This is a genomic window from Cupriavidus sp. FW216-B1, assembly GCF_058789195.1.
This window is the reverse complement of the sequence record NZ_JBYTEL010000036.1, coordinates 1-20,848: the sequence shown is the minus strand read 5'-3', so window position 1 is coordinate 20,848 and position 20,848 is coordinate 1. Positions and strand designations below refer to the sequence as shown.

The 20,848-nt window shown below is 69.0% G+C and carries 19 protein-coding genes; 13 read left to right on the top strand and 6 right to left on the bottom strand.

Annotated elements, in window-relative coordinates:
• Positions 1–162 precede the first annotated feature (162 nt).
• Positions 163–789, top strand: coding sequence for a DUF47 domain-containing protein (locus AC3WXD_RS33915; RefSeq protein WP_020205693.1), 627 nt, complete (start codon positions 163–165; stop codon positions 787–789).
• Between the two features lie 13 nt (positions 790–802).
• The gene (locus AC3WXD_RS33910; RefSeq protein WP_029044178.1) at positions 803–1,813 is read left to right on the top strand and encodes an inorganic phosphate transporter; all 1,011 of its coding nucleotides are present in this window, start codon (positions 803–805) and stop codon (positions 1,811–1,813) included.
• 101 nt (positions 1,814–1,914) lie between these two features.
• On the opposite strand, the gene AC3WXD_RS33905 is transcribed toward AC3WXD_RS33910, so the two are convergent.
• The 5 genes from AC3WXD_RS33905 to AC3WXD_RS33885 all read right to left on the bottom strand — a co-directional run bounded on the left by AC3WXD_RS33905 (position 1,915) and on the right by AC3WXD_RS33885 (position 6,414).
• Positions 1,915–2,589: a C40 family peptidase gene (locus AC3WXD_RS33905; RefSeq protein WP_454731721.1), complete on the bottom strand. Its 675-nt coding sequence runs from the start codon at positions 2,587–2,589 to the stop codon at positions 1,915–1,917.
• A 131-nt stretch (positions 2,590–2,720) separates the two neighbouring features.
• A complete protein-coding gene (locus AC3WXD_RS33900) occupies positions 2,721–3,161 on the bottom strand; it encodes a hypothetical protein (protein WP_492325587.1) in 441 nt (146 codons plus the stop codon).
• Between the two features lie 171 nt (positions 3,162–3,332).
• Positions 3,333–5,054 (bottom strand): PhoH family protein, encoded by a 1,722-nt coding sequence (locus tag AC3WXD_RS33895; protein ID WP_020205688.1) that lies wholly within the window; start codon positions 5,052–5,054, stop codon positions 3,333–3,335.
• Positions 5,055–5,405: 351 nt separating this feature from the next.
• Positions 5,406–5,867: a peroxiredoxin gene (locus AC3WXD_RS33890; protein ID WP_020205687.1), complete on the bottom strand. Its 462-nt coding sequence runs from the start codon at positions 5,865–5,867 to the stop codon at positions 5,406–5,408.
• A gap of 166 nt (positions 5,868–6,033) precedes the next feature.
• Positions 6,034–6,414 (bottom strand): Mth938-like domain-containing protein, encoded by a 381-nt coding sequence (locus AC3WXD_RS33885; RefSeq protein ID WP_029044176.1) that lies wholly within the window; start codon positions 6,412–6,414, stop codon positions 6,034–6,036.
• A 307-nt stretch (positions 6,415–6,721) separates the two neighbouring features.
• On the opposite strand from AC3WXD_RS33885, the gene AC3WXD_RS33880 reads away from it, so the two are divergent.
• From AC3WXD_RS33880 to clpB, 11 genes are all read left to right on the top strand, one after another.
• Positions 6,722–7,957, top strand: coding sequence for a pyridoxal phosphate-dependent aminotransferase (locus AC3WXD_RS33880; protein ID WP_029044175.1), 1,236 nt, complete (start codon positions 6,722–6,724; stop codon positions 7,955–7,957).
• A gap of 51 nt (positions 7,958–8,008) precedes the next feature.
• Complete coding sequence (locus AC3WXD_RS33875; RefSeq protein ID WP_020205684.1) at positions 8,009–9,319, top strand: homoserine dehydrogenase; 1,311 nt, start codon at positions 8,009–8,011, stop codon at positions 9,317–9,319.
• A 7-nt stretch (positions 9,320–9,326) separates the two neighbouring features.
• On the top strand, positions 9,327–10,772 hold the full coding sequence (thrC, locus tag AC3WXD_RS33870; protein WP_059412894.1) for a threonine synthase: 1,446 nt from the start codon (positions 9,327–9,329) through the stop codon (positions 10,770–10,772).
• Positions 10,773–10,987: 215 nt separating this feature from the next.
• On the top strand, positions 10,988–12,229 hold the full coding sequence (locus AC3WXD_RS33865) for a molybdopterin molybdotransferase MoeA (RefSeq protein WP_029044174.1): 1,242 nt from the start codon (positions 10,988–10,990) through the stop codon (positions 12,227–12,229).
• A gap of 14 nt (positions 12,230–12,243) precedes the next feature.
• Complete coding sequence (gene moaD, locus AC3WXD_RS33860; RefSeq protein WP_020205681.1) at positions 12,244–12,501, top strand: molybdopterin converting factor subunit 1; 258 nt, start codon at positions 12,244–12,246, stop codon at positions 12,499–12,501.
• A gap of 1 nt (position 12,502) precedes the next feature.
• Positions 12,503–13,018, top strand: coding sequence for a molybdopterin synthase catalytic subunit MoaE (gene moaE, locus AC3WXD_RS33855; protein ID WP_020205680.1), 516 nt, complete (start codon positions 12,503–12,505; stop codon positions 13,016–13,018).
• Positions 13,018–13,398, top strand: coding sequence for a fluoride efflux transporter CrcB (crcB, locus tag AC3WXD_RS33850; RefSeq protein ID WP_020205679.1), 381 nt, complete (start codon positions 13,018–13,020; stop codon positions 13,396–13,398). The genes moaE and crcB overlap by 1 nt, the downstream gene beginning before the upstream one ends.
• 110 nt (positions 13,399–13,508) lie before the next feature.
• Positions 13,509–14,153, top strand: a complete 645-nt coding sequence (locus AC3WXD_RS33845; protein WP_454732470.1) for a TetR/AcrR family transcriptional regulator — start codon at positions 13,509–13,511, stop codon at positions 14,151–14,153.
• Between the two features lie 170 nt (positions 14,154–14,323).
• The gene (locus tag AC3WXD_RS33840) at positions 14,324–16,591 is read left to right on the top strand and encodes a 3-hydroxybutyrate oligomer hydrolase family protein (protein ID WP_492325586.1); all 2,268 of its coding nucleotides are present in this window, start codon (positions 14,324–14,326) and stop codon (positions 16,589–16,591) included.
• Complete coding sequence (locus AC3WXD_RS33835; protein WP_492325585.1) at positions 16,591–17,502, top strand: MaoC/PaaZ C-terminal domain-containing protein; 912 nt, start codon at positions 16,591–16,593, stop codon at positions 17,500–17,502. Before AC3WXD_RS33840 ends, AC3WXD_RS33835 begins: the two co-directional genes overlap by 1 nt.
• A gap of 206 nt (positions 17,503–17,708) precedes the next feature.
• Entirely contained in the window at positions 17,709–20,303 is a 2,595-nt protein-coding gene (clpB, locus tag AC3WXD_RS33830) for an ATP-dependent chaperone ClpB (RefSeq protein ID WP_492325584.1), read from the top strand.
• Positions 20,304–20,396: 93 nt separating this feature from the next.
• Here clpB and AC3WXD_RS33825 read toward each other — a convergent pair whose 3' ends face one another.
• A complete protein-coding gene (locus AC3WXD_RS33825) occupies positions 20,397–20,723 on the bottom strand; it encodes a hypothetical protein (protein ID WP_020423946.1) in 327 nt (108 codons plus the stop codon).
• Between the last annotated feature and the right edge of the window lie 125 nt (positions 20,724–20,848).

Genomic DNA, 20,848 nt, shown 5'->3' with positions numbered 1-20,848 from the left:
CGGACGTGAAAGAGATTCGGCTGCAGCCCGCATACCTGTAAAATATTTCGTTTTGATGACAGCCGCCGCCAGGCGGCTGTCTGCAATGTATGCCTGGCCGATTGAGCCAGTCGCCCAGGCAATAACCCGGGGGCGCTCGCGCGCCCCGACAAGGAACAACCCATGTTCGGCCGATTCATGCCCACGGAGGGCAAGTTCTTCGAATACTTCAACCAGCATGCCGATTGCGCGGTGACCGCCGCCCGCGAGCTGGAAGTGCTGGTCAACGACCTGCCCAATGCCGAGGCGCACGCGCGCCGCGTGCAGGCCACCGAAAAGAAGGCCGACCGCATCACGCACGACACCATCGACCTGCTGCACAAGACCTTCATCACGCCGCTGGACCGCGACGAGATCCACAAGCTCATCACCACGATGGACGACATCCTCGACCTGATGGAGGACGTGGCGGAGACCATCTCGCTGTACGACGTGACCAGCCTGACCGACGAGGCCCGCAAGCTGGCCTCGATCTGCGTGCAGTGCTGCGACCAGGTCAAGATCGCGGTCGGCCTGCTCGAGGACATGAGCAACGCCAGCGCCATCCTCAAGACGGCGCAGCAGATCGACCACCTCGAGTCCGAGGCCGACCGCGTGATGCGCTCGGCGATGTCGAAGCTGTTCCGCGACGAGACCGACGTGAAACGGCTGATCAAGCTCAAGGCCATCTACGAGCAGCTCGAGACCATCACCGACAAGTGCGAGGACGTTGCCAACATCATCGAAGGCATCGTCCTGGAAAACGCCTGAGGCACGAATCGGCATGCACACAATACAAATGAGCCTGTGGGTCATCGGCCTGCTGGTGGCGCTCGCCTTGCTGTTCGACTTCATGAACGGCTTCCACGACGCCGCCAATTCGATCGCCACGGTGGTGTCGACGGGCGTGCTCAAGCCGCACCACGCGGTGGCGATGGCGGCCATGTGCAACGTGGTGGCCATCTTCATCTTCCACCTCAAGGTGGCGGCCACGGTGGGCACCGGCACCGTCGACGTCAACATCGTCGACCACCACGTGATCTTCGGCGCGCTGGTCGGCGCCATCGCCTGGAACCTGATCACCTGGTACTACGGCATTCCCTCGTCGTCCTCGCACGCGCTGATCGGCGGGCTGGTGGGCGCCGCGGTGGCCAAGGGCGGCACCGGCGCGCTGGTCGGCGGCGGGCTGGCCAAGACCGTGGCCTTCATCGTGATCTCGCCGCTGCTGGGTTTCGTGCTCGGCTCGCTGATGATGGTGATCGTGGGCTGGACCTTCTTCCGCACGCCGCCGTCGCGCGTGGACCGCTGGTTCCGCCGCCTGCAACTGGTGTCGGCCTCGCTCTACAGCCTAGGCCACGGCGGCAACGACGCGCAGAAGACCATCGGCATCATCTGGATGCTGCTGATCGCCAGCGGCCACGTGGCGCAGGGCGGCGCCGAGCCGCCGGTGTGGGTCATCGTCTGCTGCTACGTGGCGATCGGCATGGGCACCATGTTCGGCGGCTGGCGCATCGTGCGGACGATGGGCCAGAAGATCACCAAGCTCAAGCCGGTCGGCGGCTTCTGCGCGGAGACCGGCGGCGCCATCACGCTGTTCATCGCCTCGGCGCTGGGCGTGCCGGTGTCCACCACCCATACCATCACCGGCGCCATCGTCGGCGTGGGCTCGGCGCAGAAGATGTCGGCGGTGCGCTGGGGCGTGGCCGGCAACATCGTGTGGGCGTGGGTGCTGACCATTCCCGCGTCGGCTTTCATGGCGGCGATCGCATGGTGGATCGGTTTGCATGTGCTTTGAGCCGGCGCCCGCGGCGCCGGTGAGGCCGATGTCGGCAATGAAAAAACCAGGCGTGAAGCCTGGTTTTTTTCATGGCGCGCGGGAAGCGCGCCGGCGCCGCGCTAGCGGTTGGCGAAGGCGGCGATCGGGTCGTCGTCCTGCGCCGGCGGTGGGGCGGCGGGGATCGCCGGCGCCGCGGGCTGCTGCGGCTGGGCCGGCGGCGGCACGGCGGCGGAGGCCACGCGCCGCGCGCCGTTGTAGCGCGACACCCAGTATGACTTGCCCATGTCCTCCAGGCGCACCGTGCCGCCGGTGGAGGGCGCGTGCACGAAGCGGTTCTGGCCCACGTAGATGCCCACGTGCGAGTTGGCGCGGCCGGTGGTGTTGAAGAACACCAGGTCGCCCGAGGCCACCTGGCTGCGCTCGAGCGGCACGCCGCGCTCGCCCATCGCCTCGGTGGTGCGCGGCAGGTTGACGTTGGCGGCGCGCAGCACCACGTAGCGCACCAGCCCGCTGCAGTCGAAGCCGGAATCGGGGGTGTTGCCGCCGTAGCGGTAGGGCGTGCCGACCAGGGACATGGCCTGGATGGACACTTCTTCCAGCCCCGCGCTCGGATCCACCATCGGCGTGCCGGGCAGGCGCGAGAGGCCGCCGTGGCGCGGCGGCGGCGCGGAGGCGCAGGCGGCGAGCAGCAGGGCGGCCGCGCACAGCGAGGGCAGGCGGGCCCGGCAGGCAGCGCGCGCCAGCGGTGACGATGGCGCGCGTGGTGACGGCTTGGCGGTCTGGCGCGTTGGCATTCTCGTTCTGGTCCGGTCCCGGGCCAGGCGCCAGCCGCCAACCGCGAGCGGGGCCGCCGCGAAGGCAGCCTTCCGGCGGGCGCCTTCCAGCGCAACTACCGACGCAACTACCGACGCAACTACCGACGCAACTACCAGCGCAGCTGCGCGTTGTAGGTGCCCGTGCTCACAGTGACCGACCTGGCCTGACCCTTATAAGTCGCTTCGATATTGTAGCTGCCTTGCGGGGCCTTGATGAGGCACTTCGGCCCGCTGGCGGTAAAGCTGGCGACTTCGTGGCCTTCGCGCATCACGCGCACGGCCACGTCGGCCAGATATTCGCCGCGCTCGCCCTGCGTGAACAGCACGCCCATGCTGAAGTTCTTCTGCTGGGCGGCCAGCGCCTGCTGCTCGTCGGCGGCAATGCCGCCGCAGACGTAGCTGATCGGGCCCATCGTGCGGATCACCATTTCGTCCGCGCCGAGGGCGGGGCCGCACAGCAGGCAGGCGGCCGCCACGGCAAGGCCGCCGGCCGCGCGGCGCCGCGGCGCATGGTGCCGGGCGCATGCTTGGCGAGAATGCTGGGTATCCATTCGATGCCTCCATCGATCCAGAGCCGAAACGAAAAAGCGCCCGCCAGGCGCCGGCACACAGGTGCCGGACTGGCGGGCGCTGCGCTTGCCTTGATGCTAGGCCAGGCCGGCGCGCAATGATGCCGGTCGCGGTCCTACAAAGGCGGCGCTGCGGCCGGCGCCGCGCGGCGGCTACAGGACATCCGCCGCATGGTCCGCCAGACGCGAGCGCTCGCCGCGCGCCAGCGTGATGTGGCCGCTGTGGCTCCATCCCTTGAAGCGGTCGACCACGTAGGTCAAGCCGGACGAGCCCTCGGTCAGGTAGGGCGTGTCGATCTGCGCGATGTTGCCCAGGCAGATGATCTTGGTGCCGGGGCCCGCGCGCGTCACCAGCGTCTTCATCTGCTTCGGCGTCAGGTTCTGCGCCTCGTCGATGATGACGAACTTGTTGACGAAGGTGCGCCCGCGCATGAAGTTCATGCTCTTGACCTTGATGCGCGAGCGGATCAGCTCCTGGGTGGCGGCGCGGCCCCATTCGCCGGCGCTGTCGTCGCTCTTCTGCAGCACTTCCAGGTTGTCGTCGAACGCGCCCATCCAGGGCTGCATCTTTTCTTCCTCGGTGCCGGGCAGGAAGCCGATGTCCTCGCCCACCGGCACGGTGGCGCGGGTGACGATGATCTCGTTGTAGAGCTTCTGGTCGAGCACCTGCTCCAGGCCCGCGGCCAGCGCCAGCAGCGTCTTGCCGGTGCCGGCCTGGCCCAGCAGCGTGACGAAGTCGATCTCCGGGTGCATCAGCAGGTTGAGCGCGAAGTTCTGCTCGCGGTTGCGCGCGGTCACGCTCCACACATTGTTCTTGTGGTGCGTGAAGTCCTTGAGCGTCTGCAACAGCGCGGTCTTGCCGTTGATCTCCTTGACCTGGGCGTACAGCGGCAGGCTGCCGTCGCTGGGCTCCAGGTAGACGAACTGGTTGACCAGGAACGACGGCACCAGCGGGCCGGTCAGGCGGTAGAACATGGCGCCGGACTTGGGGTCCTGCCAGCTTTCCACGCCCTTGCCGTGCTTGGCCCAGAAATCGTTGGGCAGGACCATCACGCCCGAATAGAGCAGGTCCTTGTCCTCGAGGACCTGGTCGTTGAAGTAGTCCTCGGCGGGCAGGCCCAGCGCGCGCGCCTTGATGCGCATGTTGATGTCTTTCGACACCAGCACCACCTGGCGGTCCGGGAACTGCTGCTGCAGGGCGCTGACCACGCCCAGGATCTGGTTGTCGGCCTTGCCCTGGGGCAGGCCGTCGGGCAGCTTGATCTCGTTGAGCTTGGTCTGCAGGAACAGCTTGCCCTGGGCGTCGCGGTTGCCCAGCTTGGCCAGCGGCATGCCTTCGTCGAGCGAGCCGTCGGTGCCGCCCACCAGCGCGTCCAGCGTGCGGCTGACGGTGCGCGCGTTGCGCGCGACTTCGCTCATGCCCTTCTTGTGGTTGTCCAGCTCCTCGAGCGTCATCATCGGCAGATAGACGTCGTGCTCCTCGAAGCGGAACAGCGAGGACGGATCGTGCATCAGCACGTTGGTGTCCAGCACGAACAGCTTGGCGGGCCCGGTGTGCTTGGGCGCGCGTCGGCCGGTGGCGCCAGCGGCGGTCTTGGCGGGGACCTTGGGCACCGAGGACAGGGTCGGCACGGAGGTCAGCGGCGCGGGCGCGTCCTTGCCGCGCGCGCGCGTGGTGCCGCCCGCGCGGGCCACCACGGCCGGCGCGTCTTCGGTCGTGCCGTTTCCGGTTTCCAGCAAGGCCACGCGCTCCAGCGCCGGCACAGGTTTCTTGCCCTGTGTCGCGGATCTGGCCTTGGGCAGCTTGGTCACCGGGGCGAATTCGCTCGGGTCAAGCAATTGAGCAGGCTTGGCGGGCATGGTCGGCAGCGGCATGCTTGGCTTTCCTTTCAGGGGGAGAAGACGGCTGGAAAACCGCGCAGGACACGGGGGCGGCCGCGCTGGGCCGCGAAGGTGCCGATCGTGTCCTGTGCGTACAAACAAAAAAGCCGCCAGACCTGTGCAGCAGGTTTGACGGCTTTCTTGCGGACCGGAGACACGGCAGGTCCGCTACCGGCCCGGGGCTCGAGGCACCTGGGACGGGACGATGAAACAGCGTGGCATCCGGATTCTGAACTCATTACGGGTCAATGTATCCGAACGATTTCTGTTTTGCAATCGCCGATATGGCACCGGCGCGCGGGTGTTGCTGCGGCGATTCAGCGGCCGCCCCGCGGGCCGGCGCGCTCAGAGGCTGCGCACGATCTGCAGGACCTCGTCGACGTGGTTGGGCACCTTGATGCCGCGCATGGCGTGGCGCAGGATGCCCTTGCGGTCGATGACGAAGGTGCTGCGCTCGATGCCGCGCACTTCCTTGCCATACATTTTCTTCATCTTGATGACATCGAACAGGGTGCAGACGGCCTCGTCGCCGTCGGAGATGAGCTCGAACGGCAATTCCAGCTTGGCCTTGAAGTTCTCGTGCGACTTCATGCTGTCGCGCGAGATGCCGAACACCACCGCGTCGGCGCCGAGGAAGCCGTCGTACTGGTCGCGGAAGTTCATGGCTTCCGTGGTGCAGCCCGGCGTGTTGTCCTTGGGATAGAAATACAGCACTACCGTCTTGCCACGCTGCTCGGAGAGGCGGAAAGCACCGCCGGTGGCGGGCGCGCTGAAGTCGGGTACGGCCTGGTCGAGACTGATTGTCATTCTTGTGGCTCCTGGGAGAGGCAGGAAGGGAGGCGGCGGCATGCGTGCTGCCACCTTGGTGGCGGCAGATGGGGGCGGCCCGGCAAACTTCAAGCGTGGCGCGCGCTTAACTTGCCGCGCCGTGCCCGCGGGCGCCCGGACGGCCGCGGCGCAACCGCGGCCAGGCTCAGGCCGGGTCTTCCAGCAGCAGCACCGCCGCCACCTTGCGGCCTTCGGCCATCAGGATGTTGTAGGTGCGGCAGGCGGCCTGCAGGTCCATCGCGTCCACGCCCACGTGCCGGCGCGCCAGCGAGTCGGTCAGGCGCGGGTGCGGGAAGCGCAGGCGGTTGCCGGTGCCGAGCAGCACCACCTCGGGCGCGTGCGGCAGCAGGCCCTCGAAATGGGCCGGCTCCAGGTCTTCGAAGCGCCGCACCGGCCACGGCCGGATCTCGCCCTCGGGCATGACCAGCACGGACTCGGTGTAGCGCACCATGTTGATTTCGATATAGCCGGGCCCGTAGGCGGTCACCGTATTGAGGGCATTGGGCTGGTCAGCGTGGAGTTTCAATGGGGAACCTTTGGCGGCGCGGCCCCGCGGCGGGTGCCCGGCGAGCGGGCGGCCGCCCGGGGCGGGTTTGGGGGCGGGTTGAAAGAGGAACGGCGACAGAACGGCAAGCGCCCGGCGGCGCACGCTGCAATGCAAGAATCCCTGCCGAAGTCTGTCATAATCCGATAAATTATAGCTTTTGCCTCCCTGCCTGCCACGTTTCGCGTCGCACCGCAGCGGACAGGCGCCCGCGGACCACTCCTTCCCACCCGGATTCCCTAGCCAGCCGCCGCTTGCCCGGCGGCCCTTGCCTCCTGCCGACATCGCCGTGAAACCGATCCAGAAATCCAACAAGCTCAACAATGTTTGCTACGACATCCGCGGCCCGGTGCTGGAGAAGGCCAAGCAGATGGAAGAGGAAGGCCACAAGATCATCAAGCTGAACATCGGCAACCTCGCCGTGTTCGGTTTCGACGCCCCGGAAGAGATCCAGCAGGACATGATGCGCAACCTGCCCAACTCGGCGGGCTACTCGGACTCCAAGGGCATCTTCGCCGCGCGCAAGGCGATCATGCACTACACCCAGCAGAAGAACATCGAAGGCGTGGGGCTGGACGACATCTACGTGGGCAACGGCGCCTCGGAACTGATCGTGATGTCGATGAACGCGCTGCTCAACGGCGGCGACGAAGTGCTGGTGCCGGCGCCGGACTACCCGCTGTGGACCGCCGCGGTGAGCCTGTCGGGCGGCACCCCGGTGCACTACGTGTGCGACGAGGCCAACGAGTGGATGCCCGACCTCGACGACATCCGCGCCAAGATCACGCCCAATACCAAGGCCATCGTCGTCATCAACCCCAACAACCCGACCGGCGCGCTGTATTCGGACGAGCTGCTCGAGGCCATCGTGGCGATCGCGCGCGAGCACGGCCTGATCATCTTCGCCGACGAGATCTACGACAAGGTGCTGTACGACGGCCACACCCACACCTCGATCGCCGCGCTGTCGACCGACGTGCTGACCGTGACCTTCAACGGCCTGTCCAAGAACTACCGCTCGTGCGGCTACCGCGCCGGCTGGATGGTGGTGTCGGGCGACAAGCGCCCGGCGCTGGACTACATCGAGGGCCTCAACATGCTGTCCTCGATGCGCCTGTGCGCCAACGTGCCGGGCCAGTGGGCCATCCAGACCGCGCTGGGCGGCTACCAGAGCATCAACGACCTGGTGGGCGAGGGCGGCCGCCTGCGCCGCCAGCGCGACCTCGCGCACGAACTGATCACGCAGATCCCGGGCGTGACCTGCGTCAAGCCCAAGGCCGCGCTGTACCTGTTCCCCAAGCTCGACCTGTCGATGTACCCGATCCAGGACGACCAGGAATTCATCTACGAGCTGCTGCAGGAATCCAAGGTGCTGCTGGTGCAGGGCACCGGCTTCAACTGGGGCAAGCCGGACCATTTCCGGATCGTGTTCCTGCCGCACGAGGAAGACCTGCGCGAGGCCATCGGCCGCGTGGGCCGCTTCCTCGATGCCTACCGCAGGCGCCACCAGGGCCTCGCGGCCTGAGCCGGCGCCGCGGCGCAATCCATTTTTCAGCAACCCAGAGTCAGATTGTCCATGAACCCCATCAAAGTAGGCCTGCTTGGCATCGGTACCGTCGGTAGCGGCACGTTCAACGTGCTGCAACGCAACCAGGAAGAGATCCGCCGCCGCGCCGGCCGCGGCATCGAGATTGCCGTGGTCGCCGACCTCAACACCGAACGCGCCCGCGAGCTGACCGGTGGGCAGGTCGAGGTGGTGGCCGACGCCAACGAGGTCGTCACCCGCGCCGGGATCGACATCGTCGTCGAGCTGATCGGCGGCTACGGCATCGCGCGCGAGCTGGTGCTCAAGGCCATCGAGAACGGCAAGCACGTCGTCACCGCCAACAAGGCGCTGCTGGCCGTGCACGGCAACGAGATCTTCGAGGCGGCGCGCCGCAAGGGCGTGATCGTGGCCTTCGAGGCCGCGGTGGCCGGCGGCATCCCCATCATCAAGGCGCTGCGCGAAGGCCTGACCGCCAACCGCATCGAGTGGATCGCCGGCATCATCAACGGCACCACCAACTTCATCCTGTCGGAGATGCGCGACAAGGGCCTGGACTTCGACACCGTGCTCAAGGAAGCGCAGGCGCTCGGTTATGCCGAGGCCGACCCGACCTTCGACATCGAAGGCATCGACGCGGCCCACAAGGTCACGCTGATGAGCTCGATCGCGTTCGGCATGCCGGTGCAGTTCGACAAGGCTTACGTGGAAGGCATCACCAGGCTGTCGGCCGTGGACATCCGCTACGCCGAGGAGCTCGGCTACCGCATCAAGCTGCTGGGCCTGACGCGCCGCCGCGAGAACGGCATCGAGCTGCGCGTGCACCCGACCCTGGTGCCCACCAAGCGCCTGATCGCCAACGTGGAAGGCGCCATGAACGCGGTGCTGGTGCAGGGCGACGCCGTGGGCGCCACGCTGTACTACGGCAAGGGCGCCGGCGCCGAGCCGACCGCCTCGGCCGTGATCGCCGACCTCGTCGACGTGACCCGCCTGCACACCGCCGACCCCGAGCACCGCGTGCCGCACCTGGCCTTCCAGCCGGACGAGCTGTCCAGCGTGCCGGTGCTGCCGATCGAGGAAGTCACCAGCTCGTACTACCTGCGCATGCGCGTGGCCGACGAGACCGGCGTGCTGGCCGACATCACCCGCATCCTCGCCGACGCCGGCATCTCCATCGATGCCATGCTGCAGAAGGAGTCGCGCGAAGGCGAGCCGCAGACCGACATCATCATGCTGTCGCACCTCACGCGCGAGAAGCAGGTCAACGCCGCCATCGCCAAGATCGAGGCGCTGCCGACCGTGCTGTCCGCGGTCACGCGCCTGCGCATGGAAGAACTGAACTGAGCGAGCGATGAAATACCTGTCGACGCGCGGCCACGAGGCGCCGCAAACCTTCTCCGAGATCCTGCTGGGCGGCCTGGCGCCGGACGGCGGACTGTACCTGCCGCAGGCATACCCGCAAGTCACCGCCGATGAGCTGGAGGCCTGGCGCAAGCTGTCCTACGCCGATCTCGCCTTCGAAGTGCTGTCCCGCTTCTGCGACGACATCCCGGCCGCGGACCTGCGCGCGCTCACGCGCAAGACCTACACCGCCGAGGTGTACTGCAACGCCCGCCCCGGCGACAACACCGCCGACATCACCCCGCTGCGCACGCTGGGCGAGGAGGGCGGGGCGCCGCTGCAACTGCTGGGCCTGTCCAACGGCCCCACGCTGGCGTTCAAGGACATGGCCATGCAGCTGCTCGGCAACCTGTTCGAGTACGCGCTGGCGCGCGCCGGGCAGGAGCTGAACATCCTCGGCGCCACCTCGGGCGACACCGGCAGTGCCGCCGAATACGCGATGCGCGGCAAGCGCGGCATCCGCGTGTTCATGCTCAGCCCGCACCGCAAGATGAGCGCGTTCCAGACCGCGCAGATGTTCAGCCTGCAGGACCCGAACATCTTCAACCTGGCGGTCGAAGGCGTGTTCGACGACTGCCAGGACATCGTCAAGGCGGTGTCGAACGACCTCGGCTACAAGGCCCGCCAGAAGATCGGCACGGTCAACTCGATCAACTGGGCGCGCGTGGTGGCCCAGGTGGTGTACTACTTCAAGGGCTGGCTGCTGGCGACCAGCGGCCCGGGCCAGAAGGTCTCGTTCTGCGTGCCGTCGGGCAATTTCGGCAACGTCTGCGCCGGCCACATCGCGCGCATGATGGGCCTGCCGATCGACAAGCTGGTGGTGGCCACCAACGAGAACGACGTGCTCGACGAATTCTTCCGCACCGGCACCTACCGCGTGCGCAAGTCGGCCGAGACGTACCACACCTCCAGCCCGAGCATGGACATCTCCAAGGCCTCGAACTTCGAGCGCTTCGTGTTCGACCTGCTCGGCCGCGATGCCGCCAAGCTGGCGCGGATGTTCCGCGACGTCGACACCGCGGGCGGCTTCGACCTCGCCGGTACGGCGGAATTCGAGCGCATCCGCGCGTTCGGCTTCGTCTCCGGACGCAGCACGCACGAGGACCGCCTCGCCACCATCCGCGACCTGTCCTCGCGCTACGGCATCACCATCGACACGCACACCGCCGACGGCGTCAAGGTCGCGCGCGAGCACCTCGCCCCCGGCGTGCCGATGGTGGTGCTGGAAACCGCGCTGCCGGCCAAGTTCGCCGACACCATCCGCGAGGCGCTCGGCCACGAGCCGGAGCGGCCGGCCAGCTTCGACGGCATCGAGAAGCTGCCGCAGCGTTTCGAGGTCATGCCGGCCGACGCCGGCCGGATCAAGGCCTTCATCGCTGGCCACACCGGCCTGTAGGCCGCGCCCGCCTTCCCGGCACCGGCGGCACCGGCGGCATCCGCGGCCGGCCGTTGGCCGGGTTGGCGCCAACTCGCTACAATCGGACTTGCCGAGCTGAACCGCACGGCCCGCGCATCGCCCCCGCAGGTACCGGGGACGGTACGTGGGCCGTTTCCCTTGGGCGACCGCGGGTTTGCGTCTCAGCCTGCCGTCCCCACCTACCTGCTTTCGTCATGACCCAAGCCGCCGCGCCCGCCCGTTCCCCCATGCTGACCACGGCCCAGGCGCTCGAAGCCCTGCTGGCCGGCGCCACGCCGCTGGCCGAGAGCGAGCGCATCGCCACGCTCGACGCCAACGGCCGCGTGCTGGCCGCGCCCGTGGCCAGCACGCTGGACGTGCCGCCCGCGGACAACACCGCGATGGACGGCTACGCCGTGCGCCATGCCGACGTGCCCGCGCCCGGCGCGCGCCTGCGCGTGGCGCAGCGCATTCCCGCCGGCCACGTGGGCACGGCGCTGGCCGCCGGCACCGCGGCGCGCATCTTCACTGGCGGCCTGATCCCGCCCGGCGCCGATGCGGTGGTCATGCAGGAGCAATGCGTGGCCGAAGGCGACGAGGTGGTGGTCAACCACGCGCCGCAGGCCGGCGAGTGGATCCGCCGCGCGGGCGAGGACATCCGCGCCGGCAGCGTGATCCTGCCCGCCGGCACGCGCCTGACGCCGCAGGCGCTCGGGCTGGCCGCCTCGGTGGGGCAGGCCGCGCTCGACGTGGTGCGCCGCGTCAAGGTGGCGGTGTTCTTCACCGGCGACGAGCTCGCCATGCCGGGCGAGCCGCTCAAGCCGGGCGCCATCTACAACTCCAACCGCTTCACGCTGCGCGGCCTGCTCGACCGGCTCGGCTGCGAGGTCAGCGACTTCGGCATCGTGCCGGACTCGCTGGCCGCCACGCGCGACACGCTGCGCCGCGCCGCCGCCGGGCATGACCTGATCATCACCTCGGGCGGCGTCTCGGTCGGCGAGGAAGACCACATCAAGCCGGCGGTCCAGGCCGAAGGGCGCCTGAACCTGTGGCAGATCGCCATGAAGCCGGGCAGGCCGCTGGCCTTCGGCGAGGTCGCGCGCGGCGGGCAGGCGCCGGCCTATTTCCTCGGCCTGCCGGGCAACCCGGTGTCCAGCTTCGTGACCTTCCTGCTGTTCGTGCGGCCCTTCATCCTGCGCTTGCAGGGCGTGCAGGACGTGATGCCGCGCCGCCTGCTGCTGCGCGCCGATTTCGACCTGCCCAAGGGCGACCGCCGCAACGAATTCCTGCGCGTGCGCACCAACCAGGCCGGCGGGCTCGAGCTGTTTCCCAACCAGAGCTCGGGCGTGCTGACTTCCACCGTGTGGGGCGACGGCCTGGTCGACAACCCGCCGGGCCAGGCGATCGCGCGCGGCGACATCGTGCAGTACATCGCCTTCGACGGGCTGCTGGGCTGAGGAGAGTGACTGCGATGAACATCGAACTGCGTTTTTTTGCCAGCGTGCGCGAGCAACTGGGCCTGGGGCAGGAGCGCGTCGCGGTGCCGGCCACGGTGGCCACCGTGGGCGAGCTGCGCCAGTGGCTGGGCGCGCGCGGCGGCGCCTGGGCCGAAGTGCTGGCCGAAGGCCGCGCCCTGCGCATGGCGGTGGACCACGAGGTGGCGGGCGCCGGCAGCGCGCTGGCCGAAGGCTGCGAGGTGGCCTTCTTCCCGCCGGTCACGGGAGGCTGAGATGAGCGTCAGGGTGCAGCGCGAGGATTTCGACCTGGGCGCCGAGGTGGCCGCGCTGCGCGCGGACCAGCCGGGCGTGGGCGCGGTGGCCAGCTTCATCGGCACGGTGCGCGACGTCAGCGACGGCAGCGCCGTCAGCGCGATGGAGCTGGAGCACTACCCGGGCATGACCGAGAAGGCGCTGGCCCGCATCGAGGCGGTGGCGCGGGAGCGCTGGGCGCTGCTCGGCGTGACCATCGTGCACCGGGTCGGGCCGCTGCTGCCACTGGACCAGATCGTGCTGGTGGCGGTGGCCTCGGCCCATCGCGGCAACGCGTTCGCCGCCTGCGAATTCATCATGGACTATCTCAAGTCCGAGGCGCCGTTCTGGAAGAAAGAGCAGACTCCGGAAGGCGCGCGCTGGGTCGACGCGCGCGTTGCCGACGAGGCCGCGCTGCAGCGCTGGGGCGTGCGCTCGCTCAACGCCAGCGGCGACGCCCCCGCGGCGCCCCCGCAGGACGCGGAAGCCGCGCGCTGATGGGCCCGCTCGGGTTTGTCGCGGTGGGCGTGGGCGCCGCGATGGGCGCGTGGCTGCGCTGGCTGTTCTCGGTGCTGTGGAACGCCGCCAACCCGGCGCTGCCCTACGGCACGCTGGCCGCCAACCTGGTGGGCGGCTACCTGGTCGGCCTCGCCGTCGGCTATTTCGACTCGCACGTGGAACTGCCGTCCGAATGGCGCCTGCTGGCGGTGACCGGCTTTCTCGGCGGGCTCACCACCTTTTCCACCTTCTCCAGCGAAGTCGTGGCCAACCTGATGGCCGGCGACTACGGCTGGGCCGCGGCGCACCTGCTGCTGCACCTGGGTGGCTCGCTGGCGCTGACCGTGCTCGGCCTGTGGACCTACCGGCTGCTGGCCTGAGCGCCGCGTCCGGCGCCGGTCTACGGGATGCGATCTATTGACATGCCGAGCACCGGGTTTATACGATGAAACATGATAGCTGATTCATGTTTCACGATCCCGGAGCCGCGATGCCGCTGACCGATCCCGGCGCGAGCCAGCCCAAGACCGCGCGCGGCCAGAAGACCCGCGCGGCGCTGCTGCGCGCCGCCGAGAAGGTGTTCGGCGAGAAGGGCTACCACGTGGCGTCGATCTCCGAGATCACCCAGGAGGCCCAGGTGGCGATGGGCACCTTCTATCTCTACTTCAAGGACAAGGAAGACATCTTCCGCGCGCTGATGCAGCGTATGCTGGAACTGGTGCGCGCCCACCTGCGCAAGCACGCCGGCCCGGCGCACACGCGGATCGAGGCCGAGCGGCTCGGCCTCAGGGCCTTCCTCTCGTTCGTCTCGCGCCACAAGAACCTGTACCGCATCGTGCTCGATTCGTATTCGGTGGACGAGGCCATCTACAGCAGCTACTTCCAGGCCTTCGCCGACGTCTACCGCCACCGCCTGGACGAGGCCGAAGAACAGGGCCAGATCTCGCCCGGCGACGCCGAGGTGCGGGCCTGGTGCCTGATCGGCATCAGCAATTTCCTCGGCATGCGCTACGCGCTGTGGAAGCGCCCGGCGTCGATGGCCAAGGTGGTCGATACCGCGTTCGACATGATCTCGCACGGACTGGAGGCGCGCCGAACGCAGCGCGATGGCAAGCCGGCGCCGGGCACGCACTGAACGGCCGCGCGGAGGGGACGCGCGGAAGGGCGCGGCAAGCAGGAAACGACGGCAGGGCCAGCAACGGAAGGAGCCAGCAACGGAAGCACAGGCAGCAACGGCGGGCAATATCGATCGGCAGTCCGATCCGCACCGGCAACAAGAAGAAGGCATCCCACGAGGAGACGAGCATGCAACGCAAGCACCTTGCGGCCAGTCCGGCGCGCCATGCCGGCGGCGCCGCGCACGCCGTGCATCTGTTCCCGATCGGACCGGCAGGCAACGGGGGGTACGGCATGTCGCGCGAATCCGCGGTGAGTCTCGGTGGCGTGGCCCGGCTGGCGCTGGCGGGCCTGGCCTGCCTGGCGCTGGCCGCCTGCGGCGGTGGCGGCAACGGCAATGGCAACAACGGCGGCAACGCCAGTCCCAACGTCAAGCCGTCCAATATCGGCACGGTGACGATCAAGTCCTACGACGGCAACACCGACGACCTGCTCACCGCCGGCCTCGGCAAGGACGGGCTGGCGTCGGCCACCGCGCCGCTGCCGCTGAACCCGGCCGCGCCCACCGCGGCCGAGCTGCGCCGCTACGCCATCTATACCAACTACCGCGCGCTGGTCGACACCACCGCCGGCGGCGGCTACGGCACGCTGTTCGGCCCCAACGTGGACGCCCAGGGCAACGTCACCGGCGGGCAGGGCAAGGTGGCCGGGCGCGAGTACCTGGCCTTCTCCGACGACGGCAGCGGCCGCCAGAACGTGACCATGCTGGTGCAGATCCCGGACAGCTTCGACGTGACGCGGCCGTGCCTGATCACCGCGACCTCGTCGGGCTCGCGCGGCGTCTACGGCGGCATCTCCACCGGCGAGTGGGCGCTCAAGCGCGGCTGCGCCGTGGCCTACACCGACAAGGGCACCGGCGCCGCGCCGCACGACCTCGATGCCGACACCGTGCCGCTGATCGACGGCACGCGCGCCGCGCGCGGCGCGGCTGGCGCCAACGCGCAGTTCGCCGCGCCGTTTCCGGGCACCAGCCTGCCGGCCTTCAACGCGCTCGCGCCGCACCGCCTGGCCTTCAAGCACGCGCACTCGCAGCGCAACCCCGAGAAGGACTGGGGCAGCTTCACGCTGCAGGCCGCGCAGTTCGCGCTGTGGGCGCTCAACGACCGCTTCGGCACGGTGGCGCCGGACGGCACGCGCCAGCGCACCTTCAGCCCGCAGACGGTGGTGGTGATTGCCTCCAGCGTCTCCAACGGCGGCGGCGCGGCCATCGCCGCGGCCGAGCAGGACACCGAGGGCCTGATCGACGGCGTGGCCGTGGGCGAGCCCAACCTCAACCTGCCGGCGGGCACCGGCGTGACCGTCACGCGCGGCGGCACGCCGGTGGCGGCGTCCGGGCGCACGCTGTACGACTACATCACCACCGCGAACCTGCTGCAGTTGTGTACCTCGCAGGCGGCGGCGCTGGTCAACGCGCCGGCCGTCAATCTCTACGCGCAGCCCGCCGTGGCGCTGGCGCAGCCGGCGCTCAACCGCTGCCAGTCGCTGGCGGATGCCGGCATCATCACCGGCGCCGACACCGCGGCGCAGGCCGCCAACGCGCTGCAGGCGCTGCACGACGCGGGCTGGGAGCCGGAGTCGGACGAGATCCATCCGTCGCTGGCGCTGTTCGAGGTGGCCAGCGCGGTCTCGGTGACATTCGCCAACGCGCTCGCGCGCGCCGCCGTGGCCGACCGCCTGTGCGGCTACAGCTTCGCCGCCACCGGCGCCGCGGTGCTTACGCCGGCGGCCATCGCGCCGGACGTGCTCAACGTGCTGTACGCCACCGGCAACGGCGTGCCGCCGGCGGCCGGCGTGCAACTGATCAACGACAACAATCCGGGCGGCCCGCTGCGCGATGTCTATTCGAAGTCGCCGGGCAACAATGTGGCGGATGCCAATCTCGACGGCGCGCGCTGCCTGCGCGCGCTGCTGGGCGGCACCGGCGGCGCGTCGCCGGCGCTGCAGGCCGGCCAGGCGCAGACGCTGCGCTCGGGCAACCTGCACGGCAAGCCGGCCATCATCGTGCATGGCCGCAGCGACGCGCTGCTGCCGGTCAACCACACGTCGCGCCCGTATCTCGGCTACAACCGCCTGCAGGAGGGCAGCGCCAGCAGGCTGTCGTATATCGAAGTGACCAACGGGCAGCATTTCGACAGCTTCATCGGCGCGGTGGCCGGTTATGACAACCGTTTCATCCCGCTGCACGTCTACCTGAACCGCGCGCTCGACGCGGTCTACGCCAACCTGACCGCCGGCACCGCGCTGCCGCCTTCGCAGGTCGTGCGCACCGTCGCGCGCGGCGGCACGCTGTCGCCGGCGCCGGCGCTCCTGTCCACCAACCTGCCGCCGTTCGCCGCCGTGCCGGCCAGCGCGGACCGCATCGCGGTCAACGGCAGCACCGTAGAGGTACCCAACTGATGAAGGCATCCCGCCCGCGCGTCCTGACGCAGGAAGACTTCGACCGCTTCGCCTCGCTCTCGCGCGACGACAACCCGATCCACTGCGACCCGGCATTCGCCCGCACCACGCCCTTCGGCGCCACGGTGGCGCACGGCATGCTGCTGTTCTCGCTGCTGTGCGCGCAGATGCGGCGCAGCAACCCGCTGCCGGTGCTGCCGATCGGGCAGACGCTGATGTTCCCGCGGCCGGCCTTCGTCGGCGACGGCGTGGCGGCCGTGCTGGTGCTCAACGACACGCCGGGCCGCGGCCGCATCGCGCTGGACACCGCGATCCGCTGCGTGCGGCGCGGCGGCGCGCGCATGCCGGCGGGCGACGAGCAGGTGACGGCGCGGGGCGACGCGGTCCTGCTGGTCGACGCCAGCGCCGGCGCGCTGGCCGAAGCGCGCCTGCGCGAGCCGGACGACGCCCTGCCGGCCGCGCCCGGCGGCGAGCGCGTGCTCTATCACCTGAGCGTGGGCCAGGAGGCATCGGCGGTGCGCAGCTTCAGCGCCGGCGACATCGACGAGTACGTCGCGCTGACCGACGACGGCAATCCGTTCTACACCGATCCGGTGTTCGCCCGCAGTCGGGGCTTCGACGGCGCGATGGTGCCGCTGCCGCTGCTGGCCGGGATGTTCTCCGACCTGCTCGGCACGCGCCTGCCCGGGCGCGGCGCCGGCTGGATGCAGCAGTCGCTGCGGCTGCGCTCGCCGGCGCGGCTGGGCGAGCTGCTGACCGCCTCGGTGCGCATCGTGCGCCTGCGCGGCGACAAGGACCTGGTCAACCTGGCCACCGTGGTGACCGGCGACGACGGCCGCGCGGTGCTGTCCGGCGAGGCGCTGGTGCTGGTGCGCAACCTGGAAAACAAGCGGGCCCTGGCGGCGGCCTGAGCGCGCCCGCCGGCGGGTATCGCCGCCGCCACTTCGGGCGGCCTCCAAATACCGGCCGCGCGGCCTTGAAATGTCGTCGCAAAGCCTTATCTTTCGAAAAGACCAACCAGTGTCCGGAACGCACAGGGAAGGGCCAGGCGGAGGTACGCCGGGCCGCGCCTCCCGTCTCAGGACACTCATCCAGGACAGAGAGAGAGGGATCCTTAATGCGACTAGACAAACTGACCACCCGATTCCAGGAAGCGCTGGCCGACGCCCAGAGTCTGGCCATCGGCAACGACAACCAATACATCGACCCGCTGCACGTGCTGCGCGTGCTGCTGTCGCAGAACGACGGCGCCGCGCGCGGGCTGCTGGCGCGCGCCGGCGTCAACGTGGGCGGCCTGACCGGCGCGCTCGACGCGGCCATCAAGCGCCTGCCGCAGATCCAGGGCAACAGCGAGGTCCAGGTCGGGCGCGAGCTGAACGCGCTGTTCAACGCCACCGAGAAGGAAGCGATCAAGCGCGGCGACCAGTTCATCGCCAGCGAGCTGTTCCTGCTCGCCGTGGCCGACGACAAGGGCGAGGCCGGCCGCATCGCGCGCGAGCACGGGCTGGGGCGCAAGTCGCTGGAGTCCGCCATCGAAGCCGTGCGCGGCGGCGATGCGGTCAACAGCGCCGACGCCGAGACCCAGCGCGAAGCGCTCAAGAAGTACACCGTGGACCTCACCGAGCGCGCCCGCATCGGCAAGCTCGACCCGGTCATCGGCCGCGACGACGAGATCCGCCGCGCGATCCAGATCCTGCAGCGCCGCACCAAGAACAATCCCGTGCTGATCGGCGAGCCGGGCGTGGGCAAGACCGCCATCGTGGAAGGCCTGGCCCAGCGCATCGTCAACGGCGAGGTGCCCGAGACCCTGAAGAACAAGCGCGTGCTGGTGCTCGACATGGCCGGCCTGCTGGCCGGCGCCAAGTACCGCGGCGAGTTCGAGGAACGCCTCAAGGCCGTGCTGTCGGACATCGCCAAGGACGAGGGCCAGACCATCGTCTTCATCGACGAGATCCACACGATGGTGGGCGCGGGCAAGGCCGAGGGCGCCATCGACGCCGGCAACATGCTCAAGCCCGCGCTGGCGCGCGGCGAGCTGCACTGCATCGGCGCCACCACGCTGGACGAATACCGCAAGTACATCGAGAAGGACGCCGCGCTCGAGCGCCGCTTCCAGAAGGTGCTGGTGGACGAGCCGAGCGTGGAGGCCACCATCGCCATCCTGCGCGGCCTGCAGGAGAAGTACGAGCTGCACCACGGCGTGGAGATCACCGACCCGGCCATCGTCGCCGCGGCGGAGCTGTCGCACCGCTACATCACCGACCGCTTCCTGCCCGACAAGGCCATCGACCTGATCGACGAGGCCGGCGCGCGCATCAAGATGGAGATCGACTCCAAGCCCGAGGTGATGGACAAGCTCGAGCGCCGCACCATTCAGCTCAAGATCGAGCGGGAAGCTGTCAAGCGCGAGACCGACGAAGCCTCGAAGAAGCGGCTCGAGCTGATCGAGCAGGAGATCGAGCGCCTGGAGAAGGAGTACGCCGACCTCGAGGAAATCTGGAAGGCCGAGAAGGGCGCCGCCCAGGGCGCGGCCGCGCTCAAGGAGGAGATCGACAAGATCCGCCTGGAGATCACGCGCCTGCAGCGCGAAGGCAAGCTCGACAAGGTGGCCGAGCTGCAGTACGGCAAGCTGCCCGAGCTCGAAGGCAAGCTCAAGGCCGCCACCGCGGCCGAGGCCAGCGAGCAGAAGCACCAGAACAAGCTGCTGCGCACGCAGGTCGGCGCCGAGGAAATTGCCGAGGTGGTCAGCCGCGCGACCGGCATCCCGGTCTCGCGCATGATGCAGGGCGAGCGCGAGAAGCTGATCCAGATGGAGGACTACCTGCACCGCCGCGTGGTGGGTCAGGACGAGGCCGTGCGCCTGGTGTCGGATGCCATCCGCCGCTCGCGCGCCGGGCTGGCCGACGAGAACAAGCCTTATGGCTCGTTCCTGTTCCTCGGCCCCACCGGCGTGGGCAAGACCGAGCTGTGCAAGGCGCTGGCCGAGTTCCTGTTCGATTCGCAGGACCACCTGATCCGCATCGACATGAGCGAGTTCATGGAGAAGCACAGCGTGAGCCGGCTGATCGGCGCGCCGCCCGGATACGTGGGCTACGAGGAAGGCGGCTACCTGACCGAGGCGGTGCGCCGCAAGCCGTACAGCGTGGTGCTGCTCGATGAAGTCGAGAAGGCCCACCCGGACGTCTTCAACGTGCTGCTGCAGGTGCTCGACGACGGCCGCCTGACCGATGGCCAGGGCCGCACGGTGGACTTCAAGAACACCGTGATCGTGATGACCTCGAACCTCGGTTCGCAGATCATCCAGGCCATGTCCGGCGAGCCGCACGAAGCGGTGAAGGGTGCCGTGTGGCAGGAAGTGAAGACGCATTTCCGCCCCGAGTTCCTCAACCGGATCGACGAGGTGGTGGTGTTCCACGCGCTCGACCAGCAGCATATCGAGTCGATCGCCCGCATCCAGCTCCAGCGGCTGCAGGCGCGGCTGGCACGCATGGACATGACGCTCGAAGTCAGCGAAACGGCGATCGCCAAGATCGCCAGCGCGGGCTACGACCCGGTGTTCGGCGCGCGTCCGCTCAAGCGCGCGATCCAGCAGCAGATCGAGAACCCGGTGGCGCGCGCCATCCTCGAAGGCAAGTTCGCCGCCAAGGACGTGGTGCCGGTGGACTACCGCGACGGCGAGTTCGTGCTGGGCGAGGCCAGGGCGGCGGCGTAAGCCGGACGCCGGAAACGAAAACCGCCCCTTCGGGGGCGGTTTTTTTTGTAATAAGAACTAACGATTTTGCCGGCCGCGCGGGGCGCGCGCGGCTCAGCGGTGGTAGCCGTGCGGATGATGGTACGCATACCAGTCGCGGCGGCCCCACCAGCGGCGGCCGTCCCAGTAGCGGTCGCCATGCCAGCCGATCACCACGGCGGGCGCCATCACCACGGGCGGCGGGCCGTACACCGGGGGCGCGGCGTAGACGGGCGCCGGCGGCGCGTAGACCGGGGCGGGCGGGGCGACGTAGACCGGCGCCGGCGCCACCACCACCGGCACGCCGATGTTCACGCCGACATCCACGCGCGCCAGCACGGGTTGCGAAACGGCCCAGGCCAGTGCCCCGATGCCCAGGGCGCAGCAGAATCCTTGCTTCATGTTCTTGTCCTCGTCATGCCATCACCATGACACTACTCTAGCGCTGCCGCCGGCGGACAGGCAGATACAACTGTAACGGTATTTCACCAGAGCGGGCCCGGCGCCACGGGCGCGAACCCGTGGCC

Excerpts from the sequence above, each read along its gene's own strand:
- AC3WXD_RS33915 (WP_020205693.1), top strand. The coding sequence starts at position 163 with ATGTTCGGCCGATTCATGCCCACGGAGGGCAAGTTCTTCGAATACTTC.
- AC3WXD_RS33910 (WP_029044178.1), top strand. The coding sequence starts at position 803 with ATGCACACAATACAAATGAGCCTGTGGGTCATCGGCCTGCTGGTGGCG.
- AC3WXD_RS33905 (WP_454731721.1), bottom strand. The coding sequence starts at position 2,589 with ATGCCAACGCGCCAGACCGCCAAGCCGTCACCACGCGCGCCATCGTCA.
- AC3WXD_RS33900 (WP_492325587.1), bottom strand. The coding sequence starts at position 3,161 with ATGGATACCCAGCATTCTCGCCAAGCATGCGCCCGGCACCATGCGCCG.
- AC3WXD_RS33895 (WP_020205688.1), bottom strand. The coding sequence starts at position 5,054 with ATGCCGCTGCCGACCATGCCCGCCAAGCCTGCTCAATTGCTTGACCCG.
- AC3WXD_RS33890 (WP_020205687.1), bottom strand. The coding sequence starts at position 5,867 with ATGACAATCAGTCTCGACCAGGCCGTACCCGACTTCAGCGCGCCCGCC.
- AC3WXD_RS33875 (WP_020205684.1), top strand. The coding sequence starts at position 8,009 with ATGAACCCCATCAAAGTAGGCCTGCTTGGCATCGGTACCGTCGGTAGC.
- thrC (WP_059412894.1), top strand. The coding sequence starts at position 9,327 with ATGAAATACCTGTCGACGCGCGGCCACGAGGCGCCGCAAACCTTCTCC.
- AC3WXD_RS33865 (WP_029044174.1), top strand. The coding sequence starts at position 10,988 with ATGACCCAAGCCGCCGCGCCCGCCCGTTCCCCCATGCTGACCACGGCC.
- moaD (WP_020205681.1), top strand. The coding sequence starts at position 12,244 with ATGAACATCGAACTGCGTTTTTTTGCCAGCGTGCGCGAGCAACTGGGC.
- moaE (WP_020205680.1), top strand. The coding sequence starts at position 12,503 with ATGAGCGTCAGGGTGCAGCGCGAGGATTTCGACCTGGGCGCCGAGGTG.
- crcB (WP_020205679.1), top strand. The coding sequence starts at position 13,018 with ATGGGCCCGCTCGGGTTTGTCGCGGTGGGCGTGGGCGCCGCGATGGGC.
- AC3WXD_RS33845 (WP_454732470.1), top strand. The coding sequence starts at position 13,509 with ATGCCGCTGACCGATCCCGGCGCGAGCCAGCCCAAGACCGCGCGCGGC.
- AC3WXD_RS33840 (WP_492325586.1), top strand. The coding sequence starts at position 14,324 with ATGCAACGCAAGCACCTTGCGGCCAGTCCGGCGCGCCATGCCGGCGGC.
- AC3WXD_RS33835 (WP_492325585.1), top strand. The coding sequence starts at position 16,591 with ATGAAGGCATCCCGCCCGCGCGTCCTGACGCAGGAAGACTTCGACCGC.
- clpB (WP_492325584.1), top strand. The coding sequence starts at position 17,709 with ATGCGACTAGACAAACTGACCACCCGATTCCAGGAAGCGCTGGCCGAC.
- AC3WXD_RS33825 (WP_020423946.1), bottom strand. The coding sequence starts at position 20,723 with ATGAAGCAAGGATTCTGCTGCGCCCTGGGCATCGGGGCACTGGCCTGG.